A 25,728-nucleotide genomic window follows, 5' to 3' on the forward strand; every position below is an offset into this window, starting at 1 on the left:
CCCATCCCTTGCTCAGGGGCTCCGCCCCCGAACCCCCAAAAGACTGTGCAGTTCCCCGCGCCCCTAAAAAAGGGCTCGGGGAACTGCGCGACAAGCCACGACGCACCCGCAGACAAACCGACGGGCCCGCCCCCCGGGAGCCGGGGGGCGGGCCCTATTGGGCCCCGCGGTGGCACCGCCATGCAGCACCGCGGGGGGTCGGGAAAGTGAGCGGAGCGCGACCGCTCAGCCGAAGCGCCCGGAGATGTAGTCCTCCGTCGCCTGAACGGACGGGTTGGAGAAGATCCGCTCCGTGTCGTCTATCTCGATGAGACGACCGGGCTGACCAACCGCGGAGAGGTTGAAGAACGCCGTCCGGTCGGACACCCGCGCGGCCTGCTGCATGTTGTGCGTCACGATGACAATCGTGAAGCGCTCCTTCAGCTCACCGATCAGGTCCTCGATGGCCAGCGTCGAGATCGGGTCGAGCGCCGAGCAGGGCTCGTCCATCAGCAGCACCTGCGGCTCGACAGCTATCGCCCGCGCGATGCACAGCCGCTGCTGCTGACCACCGGAAAGCCCGGACCCCGGCTTGTTCAGCCGGTCCTTGACCTCGTTCCAGAGGTTCGCACCCTTGAGCGACTTCTCGACGACATCGCTCAGCTCGGACTTCTTGTAGGAGCCGTTGAGCTTGAGCCCGGCCGCCACGTTGTCGAAGATCGACATGGTCGGGAACGGGTTCGGCCGCTGGAAGACCATGCCGATGGTGCGGCGCACGGCCACGGGGTCGACCCCGTGCCCGTACAGGTCCTCGTCGTCCAGGAGCACCTTGCCCTCGACCCGCCCACCGGGCGTGACCTCGTGCATACGGTTCAGCGTGCGCAGGAACGTGGACTTGCCGCAGCCGGACGGACCGATGAAGGCCGTCACCGAACGCGGCTCGACGGTCATCGAGATGTCTTCGATTGCCTTGTGGGCACTGTAGTAAGCGGTCAGTCCGCTTACGTCGATTCGCTTGGCCATGGGATCTACTTCTTTCGCGGGGGTAAGTCTGGTCGCTGTATGGCCGCGTCAGCGACCGGTCTTCGGGGCCTTCCAGCGGGCGATGCCGCGGGCCGCGAGGTTGAGGATCATGACGATGATGATCAGCACGAGTGCCGCGGCCCAGGCACGGTCGTAGGCTGCGGCGTTGCCGGCGCTCTGAGCGTACTGCTGGTAGATGTAGAGCGGCAGCGACGCCTGAGCGCCCTCGAACGGGTTGTTGTTGATGAAGGCGCTGCCCCACACCAGAAGCAGCACGGGCGCGGTCTCACCGGCGATACGCGCGACGGCGAGCATCACACCGGTGGTGATACCACCGATGGACGTCGGCAGAACCACCTTGATGATCGTGCGCCACTTCGGGATGCCCAGGGCCAGCGAGGCCTCGCGCAGCTCGTTCGGTACGAGCTTGAGCATCTCCTCCGTGGAGCGGACCACCACCGGCATCATCAGGATGGCGAGAGCCAGCGAACCGGCGAACCCGAAGGGCTCCAGTTTCAGCTGAAGCATGATCGCCAGGATGAACAGACCCGCGACGATCGACGGGATGCCCGTCATGACGTCGACGAAGAAGGTGACCGTCTGGGCGAGCCGTCCGCGCCCGTACTCGACGAGGTAGACCGCCGTGAGCACACCGACCGGCACGGCCATCACCGTGGCGAGGCCGACCTGCTCCAGGGTTCCGATGATGGCGTGGTTGATGCCACCGCCGACCTCCGAGTCGGCGACCACACCCATCGAGTGGCTCAGGAAGTAGAAGTCGAGCACCTTCACACCGCGGCTGATGGTCTCCCAGATGAGGGAGGCCAGCGGGATGACGGCGAGGAGGAACGCGACCCAGACGAGGCTGGTGGCGAACCGGTCCTTGGCCTGCCGGCTGCCCTCGACCTTGACGCCGAGACCGTAGCTGACCAGGACGAACAGCAGCGCGGCGATCAGCGCCCACTGGATGCTGCTCTCCAGCCCGGCGGCCGCGCTGATACCGAGGCCCGCGCCCACTGAGCCCACGGCGACCGCCCACGGGGTCCACTTGGGAAGCCGCGCGCCCTGCAGGCTGCTGCTGGGGCGCTCGGGGCGCTTGTCCATGACGACGTTGCTCATGCGTTGGCCCCCGAGTACTCCTTGCGGCGGGCGATGATCGCACGGGCCGCGCCGTTGACCAGCAGCGTGATGACGAAGAGGACCAGACCGGAGGCGATCAGGGCGTTGCGGCCCGTCTCGGTGGCCTCACCGAACTTGCTGGCGATGTTCTGGGCGAAGGTGCCGCCGCCCGGGTCGAGCAGGCTGGTCTCGATCAGGAAGCTCGGCGAGAGCACCGTGGCGACAGCCATCGTCTCGCCGAGCGCGCGGCCGAGGCCCAGCATCGAGGCGGAGATGACGCCGGAGCGGCCGAAGGGCAGCACCGACATCCGGATGACCTCCCAGCGCGTGGCGCCGAGGGCGAGCGCGGCTTCCTGGTGCATCTGCGGCGCCTGGCGGAAGACCTCGCGGCTCACGTTGGTCACGATCGGCAGGATCATGATCGCGAGCAGGATGCCGACGGTGAACAGGGAGCGCGCGGGGCCGCCCTGCCAGTCGAAGATGCCGGTCCAGCCGAAGTACGAGTCGAGCCAGCCGAACAGACCGTCCATGTGCGGTACGAGGACGAGGGCGCCCCAGAGGCCGTACACGATGGACGGGACGGCGGCCAGCAGGTCGATCACGTAGCTGATCAGGCCGCCGAGCTTGCGCGGGGCGTAGTGCGTGATGAACAGCGCGATGCCCACGGAGATCGGGACCGCGATCACCATGGCGATGACCGAGGAGATGACCGTGCCGTAGGCGAGGACCGCGATACCGAACTTCGGCGGGTCGGCGTTGGCCTCCCACTCGAAGGCGGTGAGGAAGTTGGCTTCGTCCTCGGAGATGGCGAGAGCGGCGCGGTAGGTGAGGAAGGCCGCGATCGCGGCCATGATCACCAGGAGCAGGATGCCCGAGCCTCGCGAGAGACCGAGGAAGATCCGGTCTCCGGGGCGAGTGGCACCACGTGCGTTGCGCTTCTCTTCGGTGGTCTGTGTGGTGGGGGGAGGAACTGGCGGGTCTTGAGTAGATATGTCCATGGAGTTCTCCGGTCTGCGGAACCTCGGGGTGCGGGCTCCAGGCGGCGGTGCACCGGACGGTGCGGCCCGCTCCGGTTGCTACCGGTGCGGGCCGCACACTTGGGTCAGCTCAGGCCGGCGACGGTCGTGCGGACCTTCGTGATGATCTCTTCGGGCATCGGGGCGTAGCTGGCGTCCTTGAGGATGGCCTGCCCCTCCTCGCTGGCGACGTAGGTCAGGAAGGACTTGGTGGCGGCGAGGGTCTCCGCCTTGTTGCCCTTCTCGCACGCGATCTCGTACGTCACGAGGGTGATCGGGTACGCGCCCTCGGCGGTGGGCTTGTAGTTCAGCTCAAGAGCGAGGTCGTTGCCCTCGCCGACGACCTTGGCCTCGGCGATCGCCTTGGTGGCGTTGTCGACGGTGGCCTCGACGGGCGTGGCCGCACCGGTCTTGACTTGGACCGTCTGGGCGTCCTTGGCGTACGAGAGCTCCATGTAGGAGATCGCGCCGGCGGTCTGGGTCACCTGCTGGGCGAGACCGGAGGAACCCGAGGCGGACTGGCCGCCCTTGGCCTGCCAGGCCTTGCCGCCCTCGTACTTCCAGTCCGCGGCGGCCGCGGCCTTGAGGTACTTGGTGAAGTTGTCCGTGGTGCCGGAGTCGTCCGAGCGGTGGAACGTCTGGATCTTGGTGCTGGGCAGCGTCGCGTCGGGGTTCAGCTTCTTGATCGCTTCGTCGTTCCAGGTCTTGATCTTGTCGTCGAAGATCTTGGCCAGGGTCGAAGCGTCCAGGACGAGGCCGTCCACACCCGGGAGGTTGTACGACACGGCGATCGGGCCGCCGACCATCGGCAGGTCGATGGCCTGGCTGTCCTTGCAGACCTCGGCGGACTTGGTGATCTCCTCGGCGTCCAGCGGGGAGTCCGAACCGGCGAAGGCGGTCTGGCCCTGGAGGAAGTTGGTGATGCCGGCGCCGGAGCCGTTCGGGTTGTAGTTGAGCCGAACGTCCTTGCAGGAGGCCGTGTACTGCTTGACCCAGGCGTCGACCGCGTTCTTCTGCGCGGAGGAGCCGGCCGCGAGCAGTTCGCCCTTGGCGTCGTCGCACTTGATGGCGCTGTTGGCCGCGGGGGCACTCGAGTCGCCGCTGCCGCCGCTGGTGTCGTCGGAGCCGCACGCCGTCAGCGCCAGGGCGCCGGAGACGGCGACAGCACCGAGCGAAAGGGCGCGAAGCCGGTTCTTGCGCTGAAGCTTCACTTTCGGGAGTTCCTTCCAGGAGCCGCCGTCTACTGGCGGCGTGCGAGGTCGTGGTGCAGCCTCTCGTCCGCACGAGACTGCCTTAGTACTGCGTCTTACTGCTGTTATCAACTGTTATCGACCGATACGTGAGCTGGCATCCGCTCGCACCACGCACCGGGTAAGGCCGAAATTAGGCAGATCAGGTGAAGCGGCCAATGGCCGTGAGTGAACGGAGGGTGAACCCCTGCCGTCAGTGCGGTGAGGTCACGGAACGCTTACGGGTAGAACACGTGAGGGTCCCGACTTCCGGAACCACCTCCTTCGGAAGCATCACTCCCCTCTTCCGCCCGCTTCTCACCGCTCCCTCCCCTCCTCTCACCCCTCCATCCGCCCCGCACGCCCCGGCCCTCCCATGGCCGAAAGTCAACGGCCCCGAGCGGCCGCCTTCGCGACCCCGAGCCCGCCCGTGGAACCCGCCGGACCGTGGCCCCGTCTCGTTCCACGGGAACAACGGGAGGCGCACATGCAACGGCGTACGTTCATAGGTGGCGGCGCCGCGCTCGCGGCGACGGCGGTTTCGGCCGCGTGCACCAGCGGCACCGGCGGGAGCTCCGGGCCGCGGGCAGGTGAGGAGGCCCGTACGTCCGGTACACCCCTCAGGACGACGAGCACCGCGGCCGATCTCAAGGCCCTGGCGCGGGATCTGGACGGCCCCCTGGTCCGCCCGGGCGAGGCGAACTGGGCCGCGGCCCGCCAGCTCTACAACACCCGCTTCGACTCGCTCAAACCGACGGCCGTCGCGTACGTGGCCCACGCCGAGGACATCCGTACGACACTCGCGTACGCCCGGTCCCACGCCGTCCCCGTCTCGATCCGCAACGGCGGCCACTCGTACGCGGGCTGGTCCTCGGGCAACGGCCGGCTGATCCTCGACATCTCGAAGCTCTCCAAGGTCCGGGCCTCCGGCAACGAGGCCGTGGTCGGCGCGGGCGCCAAGCTCATCGACGTCTACCGCGCGCTGGCCGCGAAGGGCGTCACGATCCCGGCCGGTTCCTGCCCGACCGTGGGCGTCTCGGGCCTGACACTGGGCGGCGGCCACGGCGTCGTGTCCCGTGCCTACGGACTGACGTGCGACAGCCTCACCCGGGCGACGCTGATCACGGCGGCCGGAAAGCAGCTCACCGCGAGCGCGACCGAGAACAAGGACCTCTTCTGGGCCCTGCGCGGCGCGGGCAACGGCAACTTCGGCGTCGTCACCGAGCTCCGCTTCAAGACGCACCCGGCGCCGCAGGGCGTCTCGGCGTACATGTCCTGGCCGTGGTCCAGGGCCGCCGCCGTCCTCAAGGCCTGGCAGGAGTGGGGCCCCGACCAGCCGGACGAGATCTGGTCCTCGTGCCACTTCGAGAACGCGGCCGGCGGCACACCCACGGTCTCCGTCTCGGCCTTCTCCCTGGGCACGTACGGCGAACTCCAGAACGCGGTGGACCGCCTCGCCGACAGCATCGGCGCCTCCGCCCGCAGCGTCTCCCTCAAGCGCCGCTCCTACGAGGAGTCGATGGAGGTGTACGCGGGCTGCTCGGCCTTCCCGGACGACGCCCAGTGCCACCTCCCGGGCGCCACACCGGGCCGCTCCCCCCAGGGCGCCCTGGGCCGCGAAACGTACGCGGGCCGCTCGGACTTCTTCGACCGCTCGATCTCTGCGGCGGGCATCCAGACCCTGCTCTCCCAGATAGCGGGGGTCCGGGGCGGCACGGGCAGCATCGCCCTGACCGCCCTGGGCGGCGCCATCAACAGAATCGACCCCACGGCAACGGCCTTCGTCCACCGCCGCTCCCGCATGCTGGCCCAGTACATCGCCGCCTGGCGCCCCGGAACCTCCGGCACCACATCCAACTCCTGGCTGGCCCAGGCCCACACAGCGATGAGGCCGCACGCATCAGGCGCGGCCTACCAGAACTACACGGACCCGACCCTCACCAACTGGCGCAAGGCGTACTACGGCGAGGCGGCCCCCCGCCTGAAGACCCTGAAGAGGAAGTACGACCCGGAGACCTTCTTCAAGTTCCCGCAGTCGCTGTAGGGCGTTGGTCGGCTGGGGGCGCCCTTCAGGGGCGCGGGGAACGGCGCAGTCTTGTGTCTTCAGGGGCGCGGGGAACAGCGCAGTCTTGTGTCTTCAGGGGCGCGGGGAACAGCGCAGTCTTGTGTCTTCAGGGGCGCGGGGAACGGCGCAGTCTTGTGTCTTCAGGGGCGCGGGGAACTGCGCGACCAGCCCCCACCGGGGCCCGCACCCGGCAACGAAACGCCAAGCCCCTCTACCTACGCCACCTACGCGGCAAGGTCCCGTTCCTCCGCCTCGACCTCACTCCGAGCCTCAGGAATCACTTTCCCCGGCCCCCCGGAGGCACCGCGCGCCCGAACCAACCACCCCACCCGAGGCGACCTCTCCACCGCAGCCACAACCGGCGTGAGCAAAGCCATCGCAAGCGGCGAAAGCAGCAGAACCACCGCGGTCCCGAGCGCAAAGCCACCGATGACATCAGTCGGATAGTGCACGCCCATATAAACCCGGCAGAACCCGCCGAACAGAGCCAGCACTATCCCCACGAGCCCGAACTTCCGATTCGCGACGAACAGCCCGACCCCCATCGCCATCATGAGAGTCGCGTGATCGCTCACGAACGAAAAGTCGCTCTTGCCACCGACAAGAACGTCCAGCCCGTCATGGTCGACAAAAGGCCGAGGCCGCTCCACAAATCCCCGTATCGGCACATTCACGAGTACGGCGATGCCGGCGGCGAGCGGCGCCCACACCAGCGCGGCGACGGACGAGACGGCGTCCTCGCCACCCCGCTTCCGCACGGTGAGCCAGCACCAGAGCACCAGCATCACCATGGCGAGCAGGAGCCCCCACTCGCCCACGAACTCCATGACGCGGTCGAACCACTGCGGCGCGTCTTTGGCGAGACCATTGATGTCGTAGAGCAAGTCAACGTCAGGGTTCGAACCGGATTCGGCGAGTCCAGCCATGGTGCAACGGCCCCTTCGTCATCTTCTTCCCGACGCACCCACCGGTACGCCGCGCCATCAACCCCCGTCGTCGGCTACGAGAACAGGAACGCACACTCCCCTTCCATACGTTCCACCCTCCACCGAATGATCACTCAGACGTTATCGAAGAGAGATACATCGCCGCAGCTCAGGGGAGGGTTTCACGCAGAGGTGGGCAACGCTTTCGCGCCATCTTCGGTGACCCGGGTCGCCCCGAAGTAGTCGGGGGTGTCGATCGGGTCGAACCGGATCACGGCACCCGGCCGGGGCGCGTTGATCATGTACCCGCCGCCCACGTAGATCCCGACGTGCCGGATGGCCCGGGAGTTGGTGAGGTCGTCCGAGAAGAACACCAGATCCCCGGGCAGCAGCTCGTCCCGGTTCGGGTGCGGCCCGGCGTTGTACTGGTCGTTGGCGACCCGGGGCAGGGTGATCCCCACACTCTCGTACGCGGCCTTGGTCAGCCCCGAGCAGTCAAAACGTCCGCCCTGGTCAGCGGTACCGTTCCCACCCCAGAGATACAGCGTCCCCAGTTTCTTCTGCGCGTAGTAAATGGCCCCGGCGGCTTGCTTGGAGGGGTCGACACGGGCGACCGGAGCGGCGAAGCTCTCCTCCAGTGTCGTGATCGTCTTCACGTAGTTCTGCGTTTCCTTGTACGGCGGTACGCCCCCGTACTTGATGACGGCGTACGCCCCCGCGTTGTACGCGGCGAGCATGTTCTGCGTCGGGTCTCCGGGCGCGTCCTTCACGTACTTCGCAAGTGTGCAGTCGTACTTCGCGGCCGATGGAATCGCGTCATTCGGATCCCATACGTCGCGGTCGCCGTCACCGTCGCCGTCGATTCCGTGCGTCGCCCACGTTCCCGGGATGAATTGCGCTATCCCCTGCGCGGCGGCCGGGCTCTTGGCGTTGGGATTGAACCCGCTCTCCTGATACAGCTGCGCGGCGAGAAGGGCGGGATTGATGGCGGTGCACAGATTGCCCCACTTCTGCACGAGCGCCTGATACGCGGCCGGTACGGCCCCTTTGGCCAGGCCACGGGCCCCCTGCCCCACGCCGTTGGCGAGGTTCCCGGCGACCATGTAGACCCCGACGACCAGCACCATGACGAAGCTGAGCCCCGCCCCAGCGGCGACGGTCACCACGATCCACGCCTTACGCACCGTCAACCGCCCTCCGCAGCTCCGGAATTAGCCCACGTCAGTCTAGGAGCTTCCCACCCTGAAGCCGGTGCAACCGATGCTTTCGTAGTCGGTGGAGCTCAACCTGACGTCGCCTCCCCGTACAACGCGGCGGCCTCGCCCCCCAGCACGACGCTGTACGAGACGTCATCGGTAGCACCGCCCTGCTGGAACCCACCCAGCACCCCCACGACCCGCCCCTCCGCATCGATCCACGGACTCCCACTCGTGCCCCCGCTGAATCCCGGACACTCGATCCGCTGCTGGCTGCCGCCGTACGCGGTGGAGATGTTCGTGCACCACACGGGCACTTCCCGCGCCTTGGGATACCCGACAACGGTGACGGCCCGCCCCACCGGACTCACCCCGCGCCCGGCGACCAGAGAGTTCCCCCCAACAAGGTCCTCGACCTGCTCCCCGCCCCGGGAACCAACACGAGCGAACGCCACATCACTGTCCTCGTCCTGCCGCCCCTTCCACCCGTCCCCGACATACGTCCGCGTCACGGCCCACACCCCGTACGGCGCCCGCCCGTCCCGATACCCAGGCACGAACTCAATGCCCCCACTCCCGCTCCCGGTCAGACAGTGAGCGGCAGTGACGATGAGATCCCGCCCCTCGCTGTGCACGACGGAGGCGGTGCAGTAGTGCGCCCCACCCCTGACGAGCACGCCGACCCGCGCGTTCTCGGCACTCACGGGAGCCGTCGCCGTGACACCGAGCGGCTCGGGCGCACGCACCCGTCCATGTGCCGCCGCCACGGGAACCGACCCGGTGGCCAGCAGCGCGACGACAACGAGGAGGGGGAGACGGATGGGGCGCTTCATCGGAGGAAGCCTTGCCGGGCGGGGTGAGAGAAACGCCTGGCCTCACCTGAGAATCCTGTATGAACCGGGTCAGCGAAACGGCCCCCGACTCCTACGCGCCGGTACGTCGCCCGGCACGCGGCGAATCGCCGTACAGGGGGAACCGGTCCGTGGCGACCTCGAAGCCGAGCGGCGCAGGCAGCGGCACGGATTCGCCGAACTTACCGGGCAGCACGTCCTGATAGGCGCCGTTGTCCGGGCGGGTGTGCAGGGCCCAGGTGCCCTTACGGGGGTCGACGACGAGGAGGACGGGGACACGGGCGACCGCGTACCAGTCGGCCTTGTCCCTGATCTCCCTGGATTTCTCGGACTGGGAGATCACCTCCATCGCCAGCACCGCGTCCTCAGGAGCGGCCAGCCAGTCGTCATCTTCCTCCCACTCGATGGGCAGCACGATCAGATCCGGCGTCACATAGTCGTCCGGCTCCTCCGGCAACGCGATCGAGGACATCTCGTACGCGCCCAGCCCTTCGGGCAGAACCGCCTCCAGCTGCCGACGCAGTCGCACCACCACACCCGCGTGTTTCCCACGCGGCGACGGGGACATCACGAGCTTTCCTCCCACGATCTGCACCCGCAGACCCGACGCGTTCTCGATCTTCTCGGCGATTTCGCGCAGATTCCCCGGGCGGGCTCGCGGATAGGGCGATACGGCCATTGCTCGCTGCCTCCGTCCCTCCACCTCGGCGGCTGCGCGAGCGGGGTCGATGGGAGGCCCGACATCCCGCTCGGCATCGATCCCACCGTACTGTGCGGTCTCCGGCGCCGCCTCGGCCTCACTGCCCGTACGGGCACACGCGGCCCCTTTGCGTCGCTGTTCAAGCTGTGCCACGCCACCCCTCCCTCACTCTCCGATCACGTTCAATCACCGTAGGCCATGACACTGACACTCGGCCCACAGCAGCTTCCCGCCCCGGTCTCCGCCCAGCGCGTACGCGCCCCACGTGTCCGCACATGCCCGTACGAGGTGCAGCCCTCGCCCGTTCTCCGACGTGTCCGGCGGTACGACACCGGGGGCGTCGAAGCCCCTCGGGACGGTCGGGTCGGAGTCCCACACGCCGATCCGTAGCCGCCCGGACTCCGCGACGCGCAGACGCAGGGCGTACGGACCGTTCGTATGGAGATGGGCGTTGGTGAGCAACTCGGCGGCGAGCAGCTCCGCCGTGGGGGCGAGTCGAGTGAGGTCGTGAGCGGCAAGAACCGTGCGCAGGGTCGCGCGGGCGATGCCCGGGGCTCGGGGATCGTGCGGGAGTTGAAGGGTGTAGGCCCAGGACGGGGATACGGTTGCCATCGGAAGTCTCCGATCACGGAGGGGAGTTGGACGGTTGCTCAGTGACCCGGCCGCTCCGTCGAGCGGGGTACTTCTGAGCGGGGCGCCTGGGTAATAAGGTAGTGGCGAAAATCTAAGGACTTACACGATTCCTAAGAAAGCACTGATCAACCACTCGTGTGAGTGAAAGGGAGGCGGGGCAACCCGTGAGAAGCAACCCGACGGGTCGTCAACTCCGTCTGGGCACCGAGCTGCGCAAACTCCGGGAGCGTGCAGGCCTTACGTCCACGCAGGCCAGCCGACTGCTCGGCGTGCAGCAGAACCAGATCAGCAACGTGGAAGCCGGACGTGCCGGCGTCAGCCCGGAGCGCGTCCGCACACTGGCATGCCACTACGAGTGCGGGGACAAGGCGCTCGTCGAGGCGCTGAGCGGCATGGCGGCCGAACGGGCGCGTGGCTGGTGGGAGCAGTACCGGGAGCTCCTGCCCGCCGTACTGCTCGACCTCGCCGAGGTCGAGCACCACGCCACACGGCTGCGCACGGCCGTCACAGTGCACATCCCCGGCCTCTTCCAGACCACGGACTACGCCCGCGAGATCTTCCGCCAGGACGTACCGGAGATGTCCCCGCCCGACATCGAACACCGGGTGTCCTTCCGCGTGAAGCGCCAAGCCGTGCTCTACCGGGACTCACCCACACCGCACCAGGCGATCATCCACGAGGCAGCTCTGCGCATGAAGTTCGGCGGGCCACCGGTGACCCGGGCTCAGCTCCAACACCTGCTGGACATGAGCAAGCAGGACCACATCAGCCTCCATGTGATCCCGTTCGACGCCGGTACGTTCCCGGGATCGGGCCAGTCCATCTACTACTCCGACGGACCGGTGCCGCAGCTCGACACCGTGAACCTCGACCAGTCCCACGGCCCGGCGTTCCTCGACTCCGAAGCCCAGTTGGACAAGTACCGCGTACTGCTGGATCGCATGGAGGCGAGCGCGCTGCCACCCTCGGAGTCGCGGGACTTCATCCACAAAGTCGTCCAGGACCTGTGAGGAACCAGATGCCCGAGCCCACCTGGCAGAAGTCGTCCTACTGCGCCCAAGGCAACTCCTGCGTACACATAGCCGCCACCGGCACCGGCACCATCCACCTCACCGAAAGCGGCGACCCCACCCACTCCATACTCGGGGCCACCCCCCAAGCCTTCGCCGCCCTCATCCACGTACTCAAAGAGAACCCGGCCCATGTCTGACATCCCCGCGAACCTCACCTGGGAACGCGCGGCCCCGCCGGAGGCAACCGGCCCGGGCCCCTGGATCGAGCTCGCCTTCGGCGACAACGACCTCGTCTACATCCGCGAGACCAGCGACCCGGAGACCGTCGTCACAACCACCCAGAAGAAGTGGGACGCCTTCGTACTCGGCGTACAGGCAGGCGAGTTCGACCACTTCGTGGAGGGCGTGGAGGGTGCAGGGGACGGGTCCCCCTAGACCGACGTCAGTCCGACTCGGCATCGGGACCGGCGTCGGCGTCCGCCCCGGTGAACGCCGCAGTCGTCCGGTCGGCCCGCGCCCGTGCGACCCCCTCCGCCTCACCGTCGGAGACACTCGCCGCGTGCCAGCCCTCGCTGCTCAGGGTCACGAACCGGAGGCCCTCCTCGGTGCCGAACCAGGCCATGGCCTCCTCGGGGTTCACGGCCTCGCCGGTGGACAGGTGCAGGGTGAGGCCGATGAGGGCCATGTCCCAGCCGACGCCGACGGCTCCGGGGCCGAACTGGGCCCACTTCTCGTCGTCGTCGGGGGCGATGTGGTCGAGCTCGAAGCGCGTACCGCCGTCCGCCTCGGGGATGAGCCGGAGTTCGATCCAGGTGACGTCCCCGGCGAACTCCCAGGTCGCGGTGAAGCCCTGCGGCGGGTCGCAGCTCTCGACGGTGCCGTTGGCGTTGCCCTGCAGCTGGTACTTGCCGCCGACGCGGAGTTCACCGGTGACGGGCAGGAACCAGCGCGGAATGCGCTCGGGGTTGGTGCAGGCGTCCCAGAGGTCCTCGACGGTCGAGTCGTAGGTCTGGCTCAAGGTCACCACGTGTCCTTCGCCGGCCTCGACGACACGGCTGCCGACGCGGCGCCGTACGGCGTTGATCTGGTGGGTGACGTCGATCACGGGTTGCTCCTCTGCTGTACGGGTTCGTCGCCGCCGGGGCCGTCAGCGGACTCACGGAGCCGGCGCTCGCGCTTGCCCCGGGCCAGTTCGGTGGCCAGGGCGTCCAGGTGGGGGGTCCAGAAGTGCCGGAAGCGGGCCAGCCACGCGTCGATGTCGCGCAACGGGTCGGAGTCGACCGCGTAGAGCCGCCGGGTCCCCTCCGGCCGGACCGTGGCGAAGCCGTTCTCCCGCAGCACCTTCAGGTGTTGCGAGACGCCCGGCTGCGATATGCCGAACTCCTCCCTGATGACCTCCGAGACGGCCCCGGAACTCATTTCACCGTCGGCGAGCAGCTCAAGGATCCGGCGGCGTACGGGATCCCCGAGTACGTCGAATGCGTGCACGACATCAACGTATCACTACTCACTTATATAAGCGCGAGCAGATAGAGCACCGGGGCAGGGCGCCGCTGGTGACACCCCGCCACATCCCCACCCCCCGCCGCGGGTTAGCCTCTCCCCAGCGCAAAACGGGCGGCGTCTACTCACCAGGAGACGTACGCCCCGGAGAACATCGGCACGACGGACCGGCGCACATGGGACGGGGTCGGGCTCGATGGGCGGGCGGAGTGGGTCGACGCCCGGAGTGAGCCGGATAAGAGGGGCTAACGACGGAACCACACCACAGGTTCCGGTTCGACTTCCGGTTCCACTTCATTGCCCGGCGTGACCTGCCGTGATACACAGAGTGACAATACGCCTCCCTGTATACCGACCCCCGCCCCCGTCAGGGCCCCGCGAGGGCCGGTGACAAGGGATCCGTACGAAACCCGCCAATCAATGACGCCAAGTCGACATGCGACAGCGCCATTGTCGGCGACAATGGCCCTGACCTCTGCGCAGAGTGGCAGGGGGTGCAGAACAACCCACAAGGGGCGGTGACTTACATGCTTTTCGCAGCCGAAAAGGGCGACATCAACACCATCATCGGCGGGATTGCCCCGGACTGGGGCCCCTTCGGCAGCCTGGGCAACGAGGCGCGGGTAATGATCGAGGTCGTGATGGCGGTTGCCATCCTGCTGTGCCTCGGCATCGCGATCTGGGGCGCGGCGAAGCAACGCATCGGCGCGACGGCCCTCCGCGACACCTTCAGTGCCGAACAAGGCAAGGGCCTCATCGTCGCGGGTCTCACCGGAGTCTTCATCATCGGTTCCCTCGGCACTGTCTTCACCATCGTGTACGGCATGGCCGTCTAGGCGGCCGCCGGCTCGGCGTCCTCAGACCCGGCCGGGCACGCCCGGTCTCCCTCTACCCACCCGTCCGTCGTGCCCACCGGCTGAGGTTGCGTTTCCCTGATGTCGAGTCACCACACCGCGCCCGCGCTGAAGCCAGCGCGGCTACCGTCGTATTACGCGGTTCAGCAAGAGGTTGAGGGGGCGTACGCGGCATGAATCTCGGCGACGAGCACGGAGCGCGCGGCGACGACGGCGGATACGGGGGCACCGGCCAGACCCGCACACGGCTCCCGGACAGTCCCGGTGACGTCTACGGCGGCGCACGACGCGGCGGCCGTTCGTCGTCCCGCAGCCTCGTCACGGTGGTGGGAGTCGTGGTGCTCCTGATTGCCGCCATCGCCTTCGCGAACCGTGGTGGCGGTGATTCCGCCTCGGACGAGTCGAGCGGCGACAAGACGAAATCGGCCCCTACGGCTGCCACCGGCGAGCGGCCCGTGGACACGAAGGCGGCCGGGATTCCGTCCGGGTACGCGCACAACGAGCAGGGTGCGCAGAGCGCGGCGGCCAACTACACCGTGGCGCTGGGGTCCGACGGCATGTTCAACACCGCCAAGAGGCACGAGATCGTGCAGGCGGTCGCCGATCCCGGCGCACTGGATCAGCTCCAGTCCGGGTTCGACGCGGACTACTCGGCGGCCTTCCTGAAGAAGATCGGCCTCGACGAGGAGGGCGCTGCGCCCTCAGGCACCACGTTCGTCAACCGGACGCTGCCGGTGGGCACCAAGGTCACCTCCCACAGCGCCGACGCGGCCACCGTCGAAGTCTGGTGCAACAGCCTCTTCGGGCTCACCGGGGACGCGTCCACCAACCCTGTGACCAACGGCTGGTTCACCGTGACCATGAAGCTGAACTGGGCCAGCGGCGACTGGAAGGTCCTGGAGACCCGCCAGAAGACCGGCCCAACCCCCGTCAACGGAGACAACCCGGTCTCCGGGACGGACGAGATCGGCAAGGCGGTCGAGGAGTTCGGAGGGTTCACGTATGCCCGGTAGCCCGCAGCGCGCGCTCAAGCTCACCGGCGTCGTAGCAGCCGTACAGACCACCGTCGTGCTGCTGGCCTCACAGGCTTACGCGGCTCCGACGCCAACACCGACGCCCTCGGACGATCCCTGCTCACTGATCGCCGGCCCGGCCAAGGAATACTGCGAACGCGGCAGCGCCGACAAGGGCGACACCACCCCGCCCGGCGTGGCCGACACCCTCGACCCCCTCGCCTCCCTCGCCAAGGGCTGCGCCAAAGCCGCCTCCTGGACCATCGACAAGCTCAGTGACGCCGTCCAGAACACGGCGACCGTCGACTTCACGAACACCACGTTCCTGCAGCAGTACGCGGTCGTCTTCGCCGCGTCGACGATCCTGACCCTCCTCCTGTGGCTGCTCGCGGTGGCCAAGCGGGCCGTGCGAGGCGTCCCCCTCAGCACGGCCATCGGCGAGGCGATCGGCTTCCTCTGGCTGACGGTGCTGGCGTCGGCCTTCACCCCGCTGATCCTCTACACCGTCGTGTCCGCGACCGACGGCATCGCCGAGGTCCTCGCCAAGACCACCGGCAACCAGACGGACACGTTCTTCGGCAACTTCTCCGGCGCCCTGAACAAGGGCACCGACATCGGCGGCGGCCCGATCATGCTGATCGTCGTGTCGCTCGTGTCGATCCTCGCCGCCGGCGTCCTGTGGCTGGAGCTAGTCATCCGCGCCGCCCTCCTCTACGTGGGCGCGCTCCTCGGCACCGTCGTCTACGCGGGCCTGGTCGACAAGAACCTCTGGGGCCACGTCCGCCGCTGGGCGGGCATCATGATCGCCGTCATCCTCGTCAAACCGGTGATCGTGATCGTGCTGGGCCTGGCCGGCGCCCTCTCCGCCGAGGACGGACCCGACGCGTTCTCCGCCGTCGTCTCCGGCCTCGCCATCATCCTGCTCGCCATCTTCGCGAGCGCGATGATCTACCGCTTCGTACCGGGCTTCGGAGACGAGATCGCCGGCTCCCGCAACAACCGCATCATGCAGGGCGCCGAAGGCAAGGCCGCGGCCGTCATCAGCTCGCCCGCCACCCTCGTCGCCCAGGGCATCAAGACCCACAGCGCCCGGGCCGACAACAACGGCGGCGGAGGCGGCGGTGCCCGCCCCTCCAACCCCGTCTCCGGCGGCGTCGCCGCCCACAGCTCACGCGGCGGCTCGGGCGGGGGCGGCGGCGGATCTGTCCCCTCCGCCGCACCCCCACCACGCAGCAGCCCGGTGAACACCCCCCACGCCAGCAACACACGCAACAGCAACAGCAACAGCAACAACCGCACGGGAGGTGAAGGGCGTTGACGACTGATTCTCATGCGGCCCACGTGTCCCATCCGGTCACGCCCCGCCGGACATATCTGATCGGCCGCGCCCGGCCGAACGCGATCGTCGGCCGGAACCGCGAGTCCGGCGAGATCGCGCTGATCATCGTGGGCGCGTTCCTCGGCATGATGTCCGGTCTGATCGTCCCCGTGCTCTCCCTGCGCATCGTGGCCCTCGTGGGCTTCCCGATGCTGGCACTGGCCGCGGTGTACGTCCCGTACAAGCGGCGGACCTTCTACAAGTGGTTCGAGATCAACCGCAGCTACAAGCGCAGCCTGCGCCAGGGCACCGCCTACCGCAGCAAGGTCATGGAGTCCGGCACGCGCATCGACGGCCGCGAGGTCGAGGTCGGCCCCCCGCCCGGCATCGGACGGATCACCTGGCTCGCCGCGCCCTTCGGCCCGGACGAGATCGCCGTCCTCCTGCACGCCGACCGGAAAACCGTCACTGCGGCCATCGAGATCGAGGGCCCCGGCGTCGGCCTCCGCGACAGCGAGGACCAGGAAACCCTCGTCGACCGCTTCGGCACCCTGCTCAAGCACGTCGCGAACGGCGACGGCTTCGTCACCCGCCTCCAGATGCTCGCCCGTACGCTCCCCGCCGACCCGGACGCCCACGCCAAGGACGTCGTCGTACGCGGCGACGAGAAGGCCCCCGGCTGGCTCCAGCAGTCGTACGACCAGCTCCAGTCCATGGTGTCGACGAGCAGCGAACAGCACCGCGCCTACCTCGTCGCCTGCATGCACTACTCCCGCGAACTCGCCGCCGAGGGCCACGCGATGGCCCGCGCCGCGCGCCCCCAGGGCGGCAAGAAGCTCGACCGCGACTCCGGACTCGCCGTCGTCATGGCTCGCGAACTCACCGACATCTGCTCGCGCCTCCAGGAGGCCGACATCCGGGTGCGCCAGCCGCTCGGACAGGGCCGCCTCTCCTCCCTCGTACATTCGATGTACGACCCGGACCACCCCATCGACCACATCCAGGCGATGACCAAGCGCAACGCCTGGCCGGCCGAGCTGGACGCCATGGAGCCCACCTACCTCCAGGCCAAGACCCGCGAGTCCTCCACCCGCGCCCCCTGGTGCCACTCCACGGCCTGGGTGAAGGAGTGGCCGATGACCCCGGTGGGCGTCAACTTCCTCGCCCCGCTGCTCGTCCACACCCCCGACGTGATCCGCACGGTCGCCGTGACGATGGACCTCGAACCCACCGAGGTCGCCATCGAGCGGATGCTCACCGAGAAGACGAACGACGACGCCGAGGCCAGCCGCCAGGCCAAGATGAACCGCACCGTCGACCCGCGCGACGTCGCCTCGCACAACCGCATGGACCAGCGCGGCGAGGACCTCGCGAGCGGCGCGGCCGGCGTCAACATCGTCGGCTACATCACCGTCTCGTCCCGCAACCCCGAAGCCCTCGCCCGCGACAAGCGGACCATAAGGGCCTCGGCCGGCAAGTCGTATCTGAAGCTGGAATGGTGCGACAGAGAGCACCACCGCGCCTTCGTGAACACACTCCCGTTCGCCACCGGCATCCGAAGGTAGGGCTGAGTACCGATGCGGGATCCGCTGTCCGTCCTCACCGAGGCCTTCACGTCCTTCCTCTTCGGCAAGGTCGAGACGACCCGCCCACCGGTGCGCACCTCCACCGGCCAGGCCCAGGCCGTCTACCTGCCGACCGCGGCCCCCGGCCTCGGCGACTCCGGCGTCATCATCGGCCGCGAGGTCTACTCCGGGAAGGGCTACATCTACGACCCCTTCCAGCTGTACGGACAGCAGCTCCCGGCACCGCACTGGCTGGTCCTCGGCGAGTCCGGCAACGGCAAGTCGGCCCTGGAGAAGACGTACGTCCTGCGGCAGTTGAGGTTCAAGGACCGGCAGGTCGTCGTCCTCGACGCACAGGGCGAGGACGGCGACGGCGAGTGGAACCTCATCGCCCGCGAGCTGGGTATAACCCCCATCCGGCTCGACCCGACCGCCGCCCTCGACATGGGAATCCGGCTCAACCCGCTCGACCCCGCGATCACCACGACCGGCCAGCTCGCGCTGCTCCGGACGATCATCGAGGTCGCGATGGGCCACGGCCTGGACGAGCGCTCCGGCTTCGCGCTCAAGGTCGCGCACGCCTACGTCAACGAGACGATCGTCGAGCGCCAGCCCGTACTGACGGACATCGTCGAGCAACTGCGCCACCCCGAACCGGAGTCGGCGGAGGCGATGAACGTCGCCATAGACGACGTACGGGCCTGGGGCCTGGACGTCGCCCTCGTCATCGACCGCCTCGTCGACGGTGACCTGCGCGGCATGTTCGACGGCCCGACGACGGTGGGCATCGACCTCGACGCGCCGCTCATCGTCTTCGACCTGTCCCACATCGACCGCAACTCCATCGCCATGCCGATCCTCATGGCGATCGTCGGCGTGTGGCTGGAGCACACGTGGATCCGCCCCGACCGGAGGAAGCGCATCTTCCTGGTCGAGGAGGCCTGGCACATCATCAACAGCCCGTTCGTGGCCCAGCTCTTCCAGCGCCTGCTGAAGTTCGGACGCCGCCTGGGTCTGTCGTTCGTGGCGGTGGTCCACCACTTGAGCGACGTGGTCGACGGAGCGGCGGCGAAGGAGGCCTCCGCGATCCTCAAGATGGCCTCCACACGGACCATCTACGCCCAGAAGGCGGATGAGGCGCGGTCGACGGGACGGGTCCTTGGCCTGCCCAGGTGGGCTGTGGAAATCATCCCCACCCTGACGCCCGGCATCGCGGTCTGGGACGTCAACGGCAACGTCCAAGTGGTCAAACACCTGATCACCGAGACCGAACGCCCCCTCGTCTTCACCGACCGCGCCATGACACAGTCGTCGGCCGACCACCTGACGGACGACGCCCTGCGAGCCGCCGAGCTGGAGGCGGAGGAACGCGCGGCGGCGTTCATGGAGCAACACCTGAGCGACCTCGACGACTCGTCCGAGTCCACGGTGGCGTAGAGGAGCGGCCCGAGATGAGACCGGACGAGCGCGACCGCCACCGCGGCGGCGAAGGCGGCATCCCCGACGGACTGCTGGTCGGTGTCCTGGCCTTCGTCCTCGGCATGACCGTCATGGTGTGGACGGCGACCGGCCTGGCCGGCCTCTTCACCCACGGCTCCTGGCCCTCCGGGGTCACCTTCCGCCGTACGCCCCTGGCCATGCGCCAACTCGTCGAGGCCCCCCACGACATCGCGGCCGCCTGGCCGGAAACCCCGGACACCCAGCTCTCCGGGTACGGCCTCTTCTGGGGCCTGTTCATCGGCCAGCTGATGGTCCTGCTGGTCCTGACGGTGTTCGTCATGGGAACGGCGGCGAGGTGGCGGGCGGGGAGGGCGAGACGCAGGGCGCTCGCTGCGACCGCGTCCGCCATGCCGGAGCCCACTCCCGAGCCGAAGGCACAGGCACAGGCACAGGCACAGCCTGAGAGCGTGCCGCGTGAGGCCGTTCCGCGCCCTGCGGTGGAGCAGGTGTCGGCGGCCGAGCCTGTCCATGCGGCGGAGCCGCCGCTGGAGTCGGTTCCCTCGGTGGCCGACGGCAATCGGGTGGGTGGGTGGGAAAGCATCCGCGCCGAAGGCGCGGGGACGGTGGGCGTACCCACACCGCGGGGCCCCGTCATCCTCGGCCCACCCGAGACCCGCCACCCCCTCGCCGTCCAGGCGATCCGGGACGCCGACGGCCCGGCCCTCGTCATCACCTCCAGCCCCACCCTCTGGTCGGACACGAAGGACGCCCGCGCGAAACTGGGCCCTGTCCTCCTCTACGACCCCTCCCACCTCTGCGACACCCCGGCCCGCCTCCACTGGTCCCCCTCCGCCGGCTGCGAGAACAAGGACACCGCCAAGGCCCGCGCGGCAGCGCTCCTCGCCCCGGTCCGCCCCACCGCGAAGATCGACCAGACCGTCGCCGACACGGCCGAGACCCTCCTGCGCAGCTACCTCCACGCCGCCGCCGTGGACGGCCGCACCATCCGCCACGTCCACCGCTGGGCCCAGGGCACCCAGGTCCAGGAAGCCGTACGCATTCTCCGTACGAACCCCAAGGCCGCCTCCGGCTCCGCGGGCGAACTCGAAGCCACCCTCACCTCGCATCCCGAACGCCGGGACATCGCCCAGGAGTTGACGGCCCGGGCCCTGTCCGCCCTGTTCACGGTGAATGTCCGCGAAGCCTGCACCCCGAATCGAACCGACAGCCTCACCTTGGATTCCTTCGTCGACGAAGGGGGCACGCTCTATGTGGTCGGTGAACCCATCGAGGACCCCAGGGCGAATCCCGGCGCGATGCCCCTGCTGACGGCCCTCGCCTCAAGCGTGGTCGAGCGCGGCCGGCGCATGGCCGAACGGTCATCCTCCGGTCGCCTCGACCCACCACTCACCCTCGTCCTGGACGACGTGGCGGCGGTGGCACCGCTCCCCCAGCTCCCGGACCTGCTGGCCGCGAGCGGAGGCACGGGCCCGGACCGAGGCCTCCCCGTCCTGGCCCTCCTCCGCTCCCGCGAACAGGCCCGCTCCCGCTGGCCCCACCACGAACTCCCGGTGTAGGTCACCGGGCAAGTCCGGGCAACTCACCGCCCCCTAGGGCCGCTTGAACACGAACTCCAGCTCCCGCGCACCCGGATCCCCGGGCACCGGAACACTCTCCCCCGTGGGCACGAACCCGAACTTCCGGTAGAAGGCCTCGGCCCGCCCGTTCCGCTCGTCCACGAACAACCGCACCCGCTCCACCCCGGCGACCTCCCACGCCCACTCCAGGGCGTACGCGAAGAGCCGCTCGGTGAGCCCCCGCCCCCGCACCTCCGGCCGCACATAGACGGCCACGAGATGCCCCTGGCGTACGTCGCTCACATCCCCGAGCGCGCCCTGGGCCCCCGCCTCCTCGACGAGCACGACCACCGACCCGACCCACCGCCCGTCGGGCGCCACGGCCACCACCTGCTGCCGCTCACGCACTCCCTCGGCGGCCCCGGCCGCCCGCTCCCGCCAGAAGCCGTCGGGCCGCCCCACGGCAGCCTCGTACGTCTCCAGAAAGGCGAGGTGCGCCACCGGATCCCGGAGCGCGGCCAGCCGCAGTTCCTTCGCCGCGGGCCACTCGTCGGCACGTATCGAACGCACCACATGGCCCGCCGAGTCATCAACACGGTCATCAGAACGAACATCGGGGTTCATGAGGGCCACCGTAATACCGGGGTACTACACCCTTCACCTCATATCCCGCCGTCGTCCGACGCCCCCGGCCACCCGCCCGGCCGACCATCGAAGACATGATCACAGCCTCCGAACTGACCAAACGCTACGGCGGCAAGCCCGCCAAATACGCCGTGTCCGACCTCAGCTTCACGGTCCAACCGGGCACGGTCACCGGCTTCCTCGGCCCCAACGGCGCCGGCAAGTCCACGACCATGCGGATGATCCTCGGCCTGGACGCCCCGACACGCGGCACCGCGACGGTCGGCGACCACGCGTACGCCGACCACCCCGCACCCCTCCACGAGGTCGGCGCACTCCTGGAGGCCCGCTCGGTCCACCCGGGCCGCACGGCCCACCACCACCTGGTCGCCCTCGCCCTCACCCACGGCATCCCCAGGAGCCGCGTCGACCACGTCCTGGACCTCACCGGCCTGACCGACGTGGCCGGACGACGGGTCAAGGGCTTCTCCCTCGGCATGGGCCAACGCCTCGGAATCGCCGCCGCGTTGCTCGGCGACCCGGCCACCGTGATCCTCGACGAACCGGTCAACGGCCTCGACCCCGAGGGCGTCCTGTGGATCCGCAACCTCCTCAAGTCCCTTGCCACGGAAGGCCGTACGGTCTTCGTCTCCTCCCACCTGATGAGCGAGATGGCCCTGACCGCCGAGCACCTGATCATCATCGGCAGGGGCCGCCTGCTCGCCGACACGACGGTCGACACGTTCGTACGCGAATCGGGCGCGGGCACGATCAAGGTGGTCACCCCGGAAGCAGGCCTGCTCACGCAACTCCTCGCCGCCCCCGGCGTGGACGTCACCAGCTCCACTCCAGGCACCCTCGAAATCAGCGGCACGGACGCCGAACACATCGGCCGCACCGCCGCCGCCCGCGGCATCCCCCTCTTCGAACTCACCCCGCACGCCGCCTCGTTGGAGGATGCCTTCATGGACCTGACCCGCGACTCCCTGGAGTACGCAGCCCACTTGGAGCCGGCATGACCACCCTCGCCCTCACCCCGTCCCGCATTCTGCGCTCCGAATGGCACAAGCTGTGGACGGTCCGCTCCACCTGGATCATGCTGACCACCGCGACCGTCCTGACCCTCGGCGTCGGCATCGCGATGGGCGCGTCCTACGAACAGGACCGCGGCGAGGTCACCGGCGTCGACCCCGTCCAGTTCCTGCTCTTCGGCACGCAGTTCTCGCAGATCATCCTGGCCGTCGTCGCCGTCCTGTTCATCGCGGGCGAGTACGGCACGGGGATGATCCGCTCCACGATGGTGGCCGTACCGCGCCGCCTCCCGGTCCTCTGGTCCAAGGCCGGCGTGGTCACCGCGGTCACCTTCACCGCCACGCTGGCCACGCTCCTCGTCACCTTCTCGACGGGCCAGCTCTTCCTCGACGGCACGGACAAAGAACTGTCCCTCACCGACCCGGGCGTCTTCGGCACCCTCCTCGGCAGCTCGGCGGGCCTGACCGCCCTGGCCCTCATCGGCCTCGGCCTGGGCGCCCTGCTCCGCTCGGTCCCCGGCGGCATCACCGCCTTCATCGGAGGCGTCACGGTCCTCCCCGAGGTCCTCAGGATGTTCCCGTACGACGTCATGGACAGCGCCTCCAAGTACTTCCCCGGCAGGGCGGCCGAGGGCCTGATGCCCCTCCAGGACAGCTCCGACTACGCGGCCACGGGCCCTGCCCTCCTCGCCCTCGCCCTGTGGACGGCCGCGATCCTGGGCGCCGCGGGCCTGCTCCTCAAACGACGGGACGTATGACCAACTCCCGTACCACCAACTCCCTTACCACCGGCTCTCGTACGAGGATGGAACCGTGACCGAGACACGGGACCGGCCCCGGAACCGGCTGCGCAGGGCCCGCGACCAGAGCCGCCGCGACCGCGCACGCCGGGACCAGGCCTGGCGCGACCAGTCCTGGCGGGGCTGGTCACCGGACGGGGCCCGCCAACAGCCCGCCACCCGCCAGATCCACCGCCTCAGCCACCGGGTGCGCGCCTTCGACCGGCGCCACCCGCTGGTGTGGGACGTCCTGGTCACGGGTTTCCTCCTGGCAGCCGCGGTCAACGACATGCAGGGAGGCTGGCGGAACATCACCGAGAACCCGGACGCACCGACCTGGCTTCTCACCACCCTGACGCTGGGATTCACGGTCCCGCTCCTGTGGCGCCGCACATATCCCGTCACGGTCCTCCTGGCGATGCTCCCGCTCGCGGTCGCCAACGCCTGGACCGGCACGGACCTCCAGGCGAGCCTGACCCTGCTCGTCGCCGCGTTCAACATCGCGCTGCACACCGGCCTGCGCACCCTGCTCTGGTCGTACGCCCTCACCCTGGGGCCGATCGTCGTGGACGCCCTCCGCTACCCCGAAGAGCAGGGCGCCGACCAGTCCATCGTTCCGCAGGCGACCCGCCTCGCCATGGTGGCCATCGTGGGCGTCTCCTACCGCACGCGCCAGGAGTACCTCGCCTCCCTCGTCGAGCGCGCCCGCCAGCTGGAGGTGGAACGCGACCAGCAGGCCCGCCTCGCCACCGCCGCCGAACGCACCCGCATAGCCCGCGAGATGCACGACATCATCGGCCACAACCTCTCGGTCATCACCAGCCTCGCGGACGGCGGTTCGTACGCGGCAGCCAAGAACCCCGAACGAGCCGCCCAGGCCCTCACCGCCATCGGCACGACCAGCCGCCAGGCCCTGGGCGAACTCCGCCGCCTCCTGGACGTACTACGCACGGACCCCTCAGGAACGTGGCCACCAGGAGCCGACCCCCTGGGACTTGAAACCCTTGAACCCTCGGGTGTGGAGATGGCCCCCCAGCCGTCCCTCACCGACCTCGACCACCTCATAGAAGGCGTACGTTCCGCCGGCCTCCCCGTCCGCACCACCATCCACGGCCAGGCCACCGCCCTCCCGCCAACTCGCCGTCTACAGGGTCATCCAGGAAGCCCTGACGAACACCCTCAAGCACGGCGGCCCCGACGCGACATCGACGGTGTCGGTGTCGTATGGCAATGGGGGCGCCGTGACCGTCACGGTGACCGACACCGGCCGCGGAAGCACAAGCCTGAGCAACGGCGCCGGGGGCCGCGGCCTCACCGGAATGCGCGAACGAACTGCCCTGTACGGCGGCACACTTGAGTCCGGCCCGCTCCCGGACCACGGCTGGCGCGTCCACCTGCATCTTCCGGAGGAAACCCCGCAGTGACCACCGTGCTCATCGTCGACGACCAGCCGCTGCAGCGCTTCGGCTTCCGCATGCTCCTGGAGAGCCAGGACGACATGTCGGTGGTGGGCGAAGCGTCCAACGGCAGCGAGGCGATCCGCATGACGGCCGAACTCCACCCGGACGTCGCCCTGATGGACATCCGCATGCCCGGCCTCGACGGCATCGAGGCGACCCGCCGCATCGTCTCCTCCGGAGACCGCACCCGCGTCCTCATCCTCACCACGTTCGACCTGGACGAGTACGCGTACGCCGGCCTGCGTGCGGGTGCCTCCGGCTTCCTCATCAAGGACGCGCAGCCCGAGGAACTCCTCGCCGGCATCCGCGCGGTGGCCACGGGCGAAGCGGTCGTCGCCCCGAGCCTCACCCGCCGTCTCCTCGACGCCTACGCCGAGCACCTCCCCACGCCGGGCCCGGTAACGCCCCCCGGCCAGGACCCGCGCCTGACCTCCCTCACGGACCGCGAGCGCGAAATCCTGACGGTCGTCGGCCAGGGCTGGACGAACACAGAGATATCCACCCGCCTCCATCTCGCCGAATCAACGGTGAAGACCCATGTGAGCCGCATCCTCGCGAAGACGGGCTCCCGGGACCGCATCCAAGCGGTGATCCTGGCGTACGACACAAGACTGGTGGAACCGTCCTGAAAGGGACCGGGAAAGGGGTCAGGAAAGGTGCTGGGAGAAGTACCCCTAAACGCAAGAAAGCCCCCGCACCGAAGTGCGGGGGCTTTCCCATAAAATTTGTTCGGCGGTGTCCTACTCTCCCACAGGGTCCCCCCTGCAGTACCATCGGCGCTGTAAGGCTTAGCTTCCGGGTTCGGAATGTAACC

25 protein-coding genes, 1 rRNA gene and 1 pseudogene are annotated in these 25,728 nt (G+C 68.8%); 14 read left to right on the forward strand and 13 right to left on the reverse strand.

Features of this window, described 5'->3' with window-relative positions:
* Positions 1-225: 225 nt before the first annotated feature.
* The 4 genes from pstB to pstS all read right to left on the reverse strand — a co-directional run bounded on the left by pstB (position 226) and on the right by pstS (position 4,348).
* Complete coding sequence (gene pstB, locus O3Q52_RS20210; RefSeq protein ID WP_055612687.1) at positions 226-1,002, reverse strand: phosphate ABC transporter ATP-binding protein PstB; 777 nt, start codon at positions 1,000-1,002, stop codon at positions 226-228.
* A gap of 48 nt (positions 1,003-1,050) precedes the next feature.
* Positions 1,051-2,121: a phosphate ABC transporter permease PstA gene (pstA, locus tag O3Q52_RS20215; protein ID WP_269650186.1), complete on the reverse strand. Its 1,071-nt coding sequence runs from the start codon at positions 2,119-2,121 to the stop codon at positions 1,051-1,053.
* The gene (pstC, locus tag O3Q52_RS20220; RefSeq protein WP_269650187.1) at positions 2,118-3,119 is read right to left on the reverse strand and encodes a phosphate ABC transporter permease subunit PstC; all 1,002 of its coding nucleotides are present in this window, start codon (positions 3,117-3,119) and stop codon (positions 2,118-2,120) included. The genes pstA and pstC overlap by 4 nt, the downstream gene beginning before the upstream one ends.
* Positions 3,120-3,223: 104 nt before the next feature.
* The gene (pstS, locus tag O3Q52_RS20225; RefSeq protein ID WP_269650188.1) at positions 3,224-4,348 is read right to left on the reverse strand and encodes a phosphate ABC transporter substrate-binding protein PstS; all 1,125 of its coding nucleotides are present in this window, start codon (positions 4,346-4,348) and stop codon (positions 3,224-3,226) included.
* Positions 4,349-4,853: 505 nt separating this feature from the next.
* On the opposite strand from pstS, the gene O3Q52_RS20230 reads away from it, so the two are divergent.
* A complete protein-coding gene (locus O3Q52_RS20230) occupies positions 4,854-6,410 on the forward strand; it encodes an FAD-binding oxidoreductase (protein ID WP_269650189.1) in 1,557 nt (518 codons plus the stop codon).
* A 245-nt stretch (positions 6,411-6,655) separates the two neighbouring features.
* Here O3Q52_RS20230 and O3Q52_RS20235 read toward each other — a convergent pair whose 3' ends face one another.
* The 5 genes from O3Q52_RS20235 to O3Q52_RS20255 form a co-directional block, all read right to left on the reverse strand.
* Complete coding sequence (locus O3Q52_RS20235) at positions 6,656-7,357, reverse strand: phosphatase PAP2 family protein (protein ID WP_269650190.1); 702 nt, start codon at positions 7,355-7,357, stop codon at positions 6,656-6,658.
* A gap of 182 nt (positions 7,358-7,539) precedes the next feature.
* Entirely contained in the window at positions 7,540-8,547 is a 1,008-nt protein-coding gene (locus O3Q52_RS20240; RefSeq protein ID WP_269650191.1) for a bifunctional lytic transglycosylase/C40 family peptidase, read from the reverse strand.
* A gap of 92 nt (positions 8,548-8,639) precedes the next feature.
* Positions 8,640-9,386: a serine protease gene (locus O3Q52_RS20245; protein ID WP_269650192.1), complete on the reverse strand. Its 747-nt coding sequence runs from the start codon at positions 9,384-9,386 to the stop codon at positions 8,640-8,642.
* Positions 9,387-9,477: 91 nt separating this feature from the next.
* Entirely contained in the window at positions 9,478-10,083 is a 606-nt protein-coding gene (locus O3Q52_RS20250; protein WP_269650193.1) for a Uma2 family endonuclease, read from the reverse strand.
* Positions 10,084-10,290: 207 nt separating this feature from the next.
* On the reverse strand, positions 10,291-10,716 hold the full coding sequence (locus O3Q52_RS20255) for an ATP-binding protein (RefSeq protein ID WP_269650194.1): 426 nt from the start codon (positions 10,714-10,716) through the stop codon (positions 10,291-10,293).
* 185 nt (positions 10,717-10,901) lie between these two features.
* On the opposite strand from O3Q52_RS20255, the gene O3Q52_RS20260 reads away from it, so the two are divergent.
* From O3Q52_RS20260 to O3Q52_RS20270, 3 genes are read left to right on the forward strand one after another with little or no spacing between them, the layout of a single operon-like run.
* The gene (locus tag O3Q52_RS20260) at positions 10,902-11,747 is read left to right on the forward strand and encodes a helix-turn-helix transcriptional regulator (protein ID WP_269650195.1); all 846 of its coding nucleotides are present in this window, start codon (positions 10,902-10,904) and stop codon (positions 11,745-11,747) included.
* Positions 11,748-11,755: 8 nt separating this feature from the next.
* A complete protein-coding gene (locus tag O3Q52_RS20265; protein ID WP_269650196.1) occupies positions 11,756-11,947 on the forward strand; it encodes a DUF397 domain-containing protein in 192 nt (63 codons plus the stop codon).
* Positions 11,940-12,185 carry a DUF397 domain-containing protein gene (locus O3Q52_RS20270; protein ID WP_269650197.1) on the forward strand — a complete coding sequence of 82 codons (246 nt, stop codon included), beginning with the start codon at positions 11,940-11,942 and terminating at the stop codon, positions 12,183-12,185. Before O3Q52_RS20265 ends, O3Q52_RS20270 begins: the two co-directional genes overlap by 8 nt.
* A gap of 7 nt (positions 12,186-12,192) precedes the next feature.
* Here O3Q52_RS20270 and O3Q52_RS20275 read toward each other — a convergent pair whose 3' ends face one another.
* Both O3Q52_RS20275 and O3Q52_RS20280 read right to left on the reverse strand, forming a co-directional pair.
* A complete protein-coding gene (locus O3Q52_RS20275) occupies positions 12,193-12,855 on the reverse strand; it encodes an SRPBCC family protein (RefSeq protein ID WP_269650198.1) in 663 nt (220 codons plus the stop codon).
* Positions 12,852-13,238: a helix-turn-helix transcriptional regulator gene (locus tag O3Q52_RS20280; RefSeq protein WP_269650199.1), complete on the reverse strand. Its 387-nt coding sequence runs from the start codon at positions 13,236-13,238 to the stop codon at positions 12,852-12,854. Before O3Q52_RS20280 ends, O3Q52_RS20275 begins: the two co-directional genes overlap by 4 nt.
* Before the next feature lie 542 nt (positions 13,239-13,780).
* Here O3Q52_RS20280 and O3Q52_RS20285 point away from each other — a divergent pair.
* From O3Q52_RS20285 to O3Q52_RS20310, 6 genes are all read left to right on the forward strand, one after another.
* Positions 13,781-14,089, forward strand: coding sequence for a hypothetical protein (locus O3Q52_RS20285; protein ID WP_055613376.1), 309 nt, complete (start codon positions 13,781-13,783; stop codon positions 14,087-14,089).
* Positions 14,090-14,280: 191 nt separating this feature from the next.
* Positions 14,281-15,120 carry a hypothetical protein gene (locus tag O3Q52_RS20290; protein WP_269650200.1) on the forward strand — a complete coding sequence of 280 codons (840 nt, stop codon included), beginning with the start codon at positions 14,281-14,283 and terminating at the stop codon, positions 15,118-15,120.
* Complete coding sequence (locus O3Q52_RS20295) at positions 15,110-16,438, forward strand: hypothetical protein (RefSeq protein WP_269650201.1); 1,329 nt, start codon at positions 15,110-15,112, stop codon at positions 16,436-16,438. The genes O3Q52_RS20290 and O3Q52_RS20295 overlap by 11 nt, the downstream gene beginning before the upstream one ends.
* Entirely contained in the window at positions 16,435-18,003 is a 1,569-nt protein-coding gene (locus O3Q52_RS20300; RefSeq protein ID WP_269650202.1) for an SCO6880 family protein, read from the forward strand. Before O3Q52_RS20295 ends, O3Q52_RS20300 begins: the two co-directional genes overlap by 4 nt.
* A 12-nt stretch (positions 18,004-18,015) precedes the next feature.
* Positions 18,016-19,440 (forward strand): ATP-binding protein, encoded by a 1,425-nt coding sequence (locus O3Q52_RS20305; RefSeq protein ID WP_055613372.1) that lies wholly within the window; start codon positions 18,016-18,018, stop codon positions 19,438-19,440.
* Between the two features lie 14 nt (positions 19,441-19,454).
* Positions 19,455-21,020, forward strand: a complete 1,566-nt coding sequence (locus tag O3Q52_RS20310) for a type IV secretory system conjugative DNA transfer family protein (RefSeq protein WP_269650203.1) — start codon at positions 19,455-19,457, stop codon at positions 21,018-21,020.
* 33 nt (positions 21,021-21,053) lie between these two features.
* On the opposite strand, the gene O3Q52_RS20315 is transcribed toward O3Q52_RS20310, so the two are convergent.
* Entirely contained in the window at positions 21,054-21,644 is a 591-nt protein-coding gene (locus O3Q52_RS20315; protein WP_269650204.1) for an N-acetyltransferase, read from the reverse strand.
* A gap of 95 nt (positions 21,645-21,739) precedes the next feature.
* Here O3Q52_RS20315 and O3Q52_RS20320 point away from each other — a divergent pair, with 95 nt between their 5' ends.
* From O3Q52_RS20320 to O3Q52_RS20335, 4 genes and pseudogenes are all read left to right on the forward strand, one after another.
* On the forward strand, positions 21,740-22,663 hold the full coding sequence (locus tag O3Q52_RS20320; RefSeq protein WP_269650205.1) for an ATP-binding cassette domain-containing protein: 924 nt from the start codon (positions 21,740-21,742) through the stop codon (positions 22,661-22,663).
* Entirely contained in the window at positions 22,660-23,433 is a 774-nt protein-coding gene (locus tag O3Q52_RS20325) for an ABC transporter permease (protein ID WP_269650206.1), read from the forward strand. The genes O3Q52_RS20320 and O3Q52_RS20325 overlap by 4 nt, the downstream gene beginning before the upstream one ends.
* A gap of 208 nt (positions 23,434-23,641) precedes the next feature.
* Positions 23,642-24,878 (forward strand): annotated as a pseudogene (locus O3Q52_RS20330) (sensor histidine kinase).
* A complete protein-coding gene (locus O3Q52_RS20335) occupies positions 24,875-25,543 on the forward strand; it encodes a response regulator transcription factor (RefSeq protein WP_269650207.1) in 669 nt (222 codons plus the stop codon). Before O3Q52_RS20330 ends, O3Q52_RS20335 begins: the two are co-directional and overlap by 4 nt.
* 98 nt (positions 25,544-25,641) lie before the next feature.
* Here O3Q52_RS20335 and rrf read toward each other — a convergent pair.
* Positions 25,642-25,728 (reverse strand): 5S ribosomal RNA (rrf, locus tag O3Q52_RS20340); the annotation flags it as partial.

Origin of the sequence: Streptomyces sp. ActVer, assembly GCF_027270795.1 — a bacterium.
In the GTDB taxonomy this organism is placed as follows: domain Bacteria; phylum Actinomycetota; class Actinomycetes; order Streptomycetales; family Streptomycetaceae; genus Streptomyces; species Streptomyces umbrinus_A.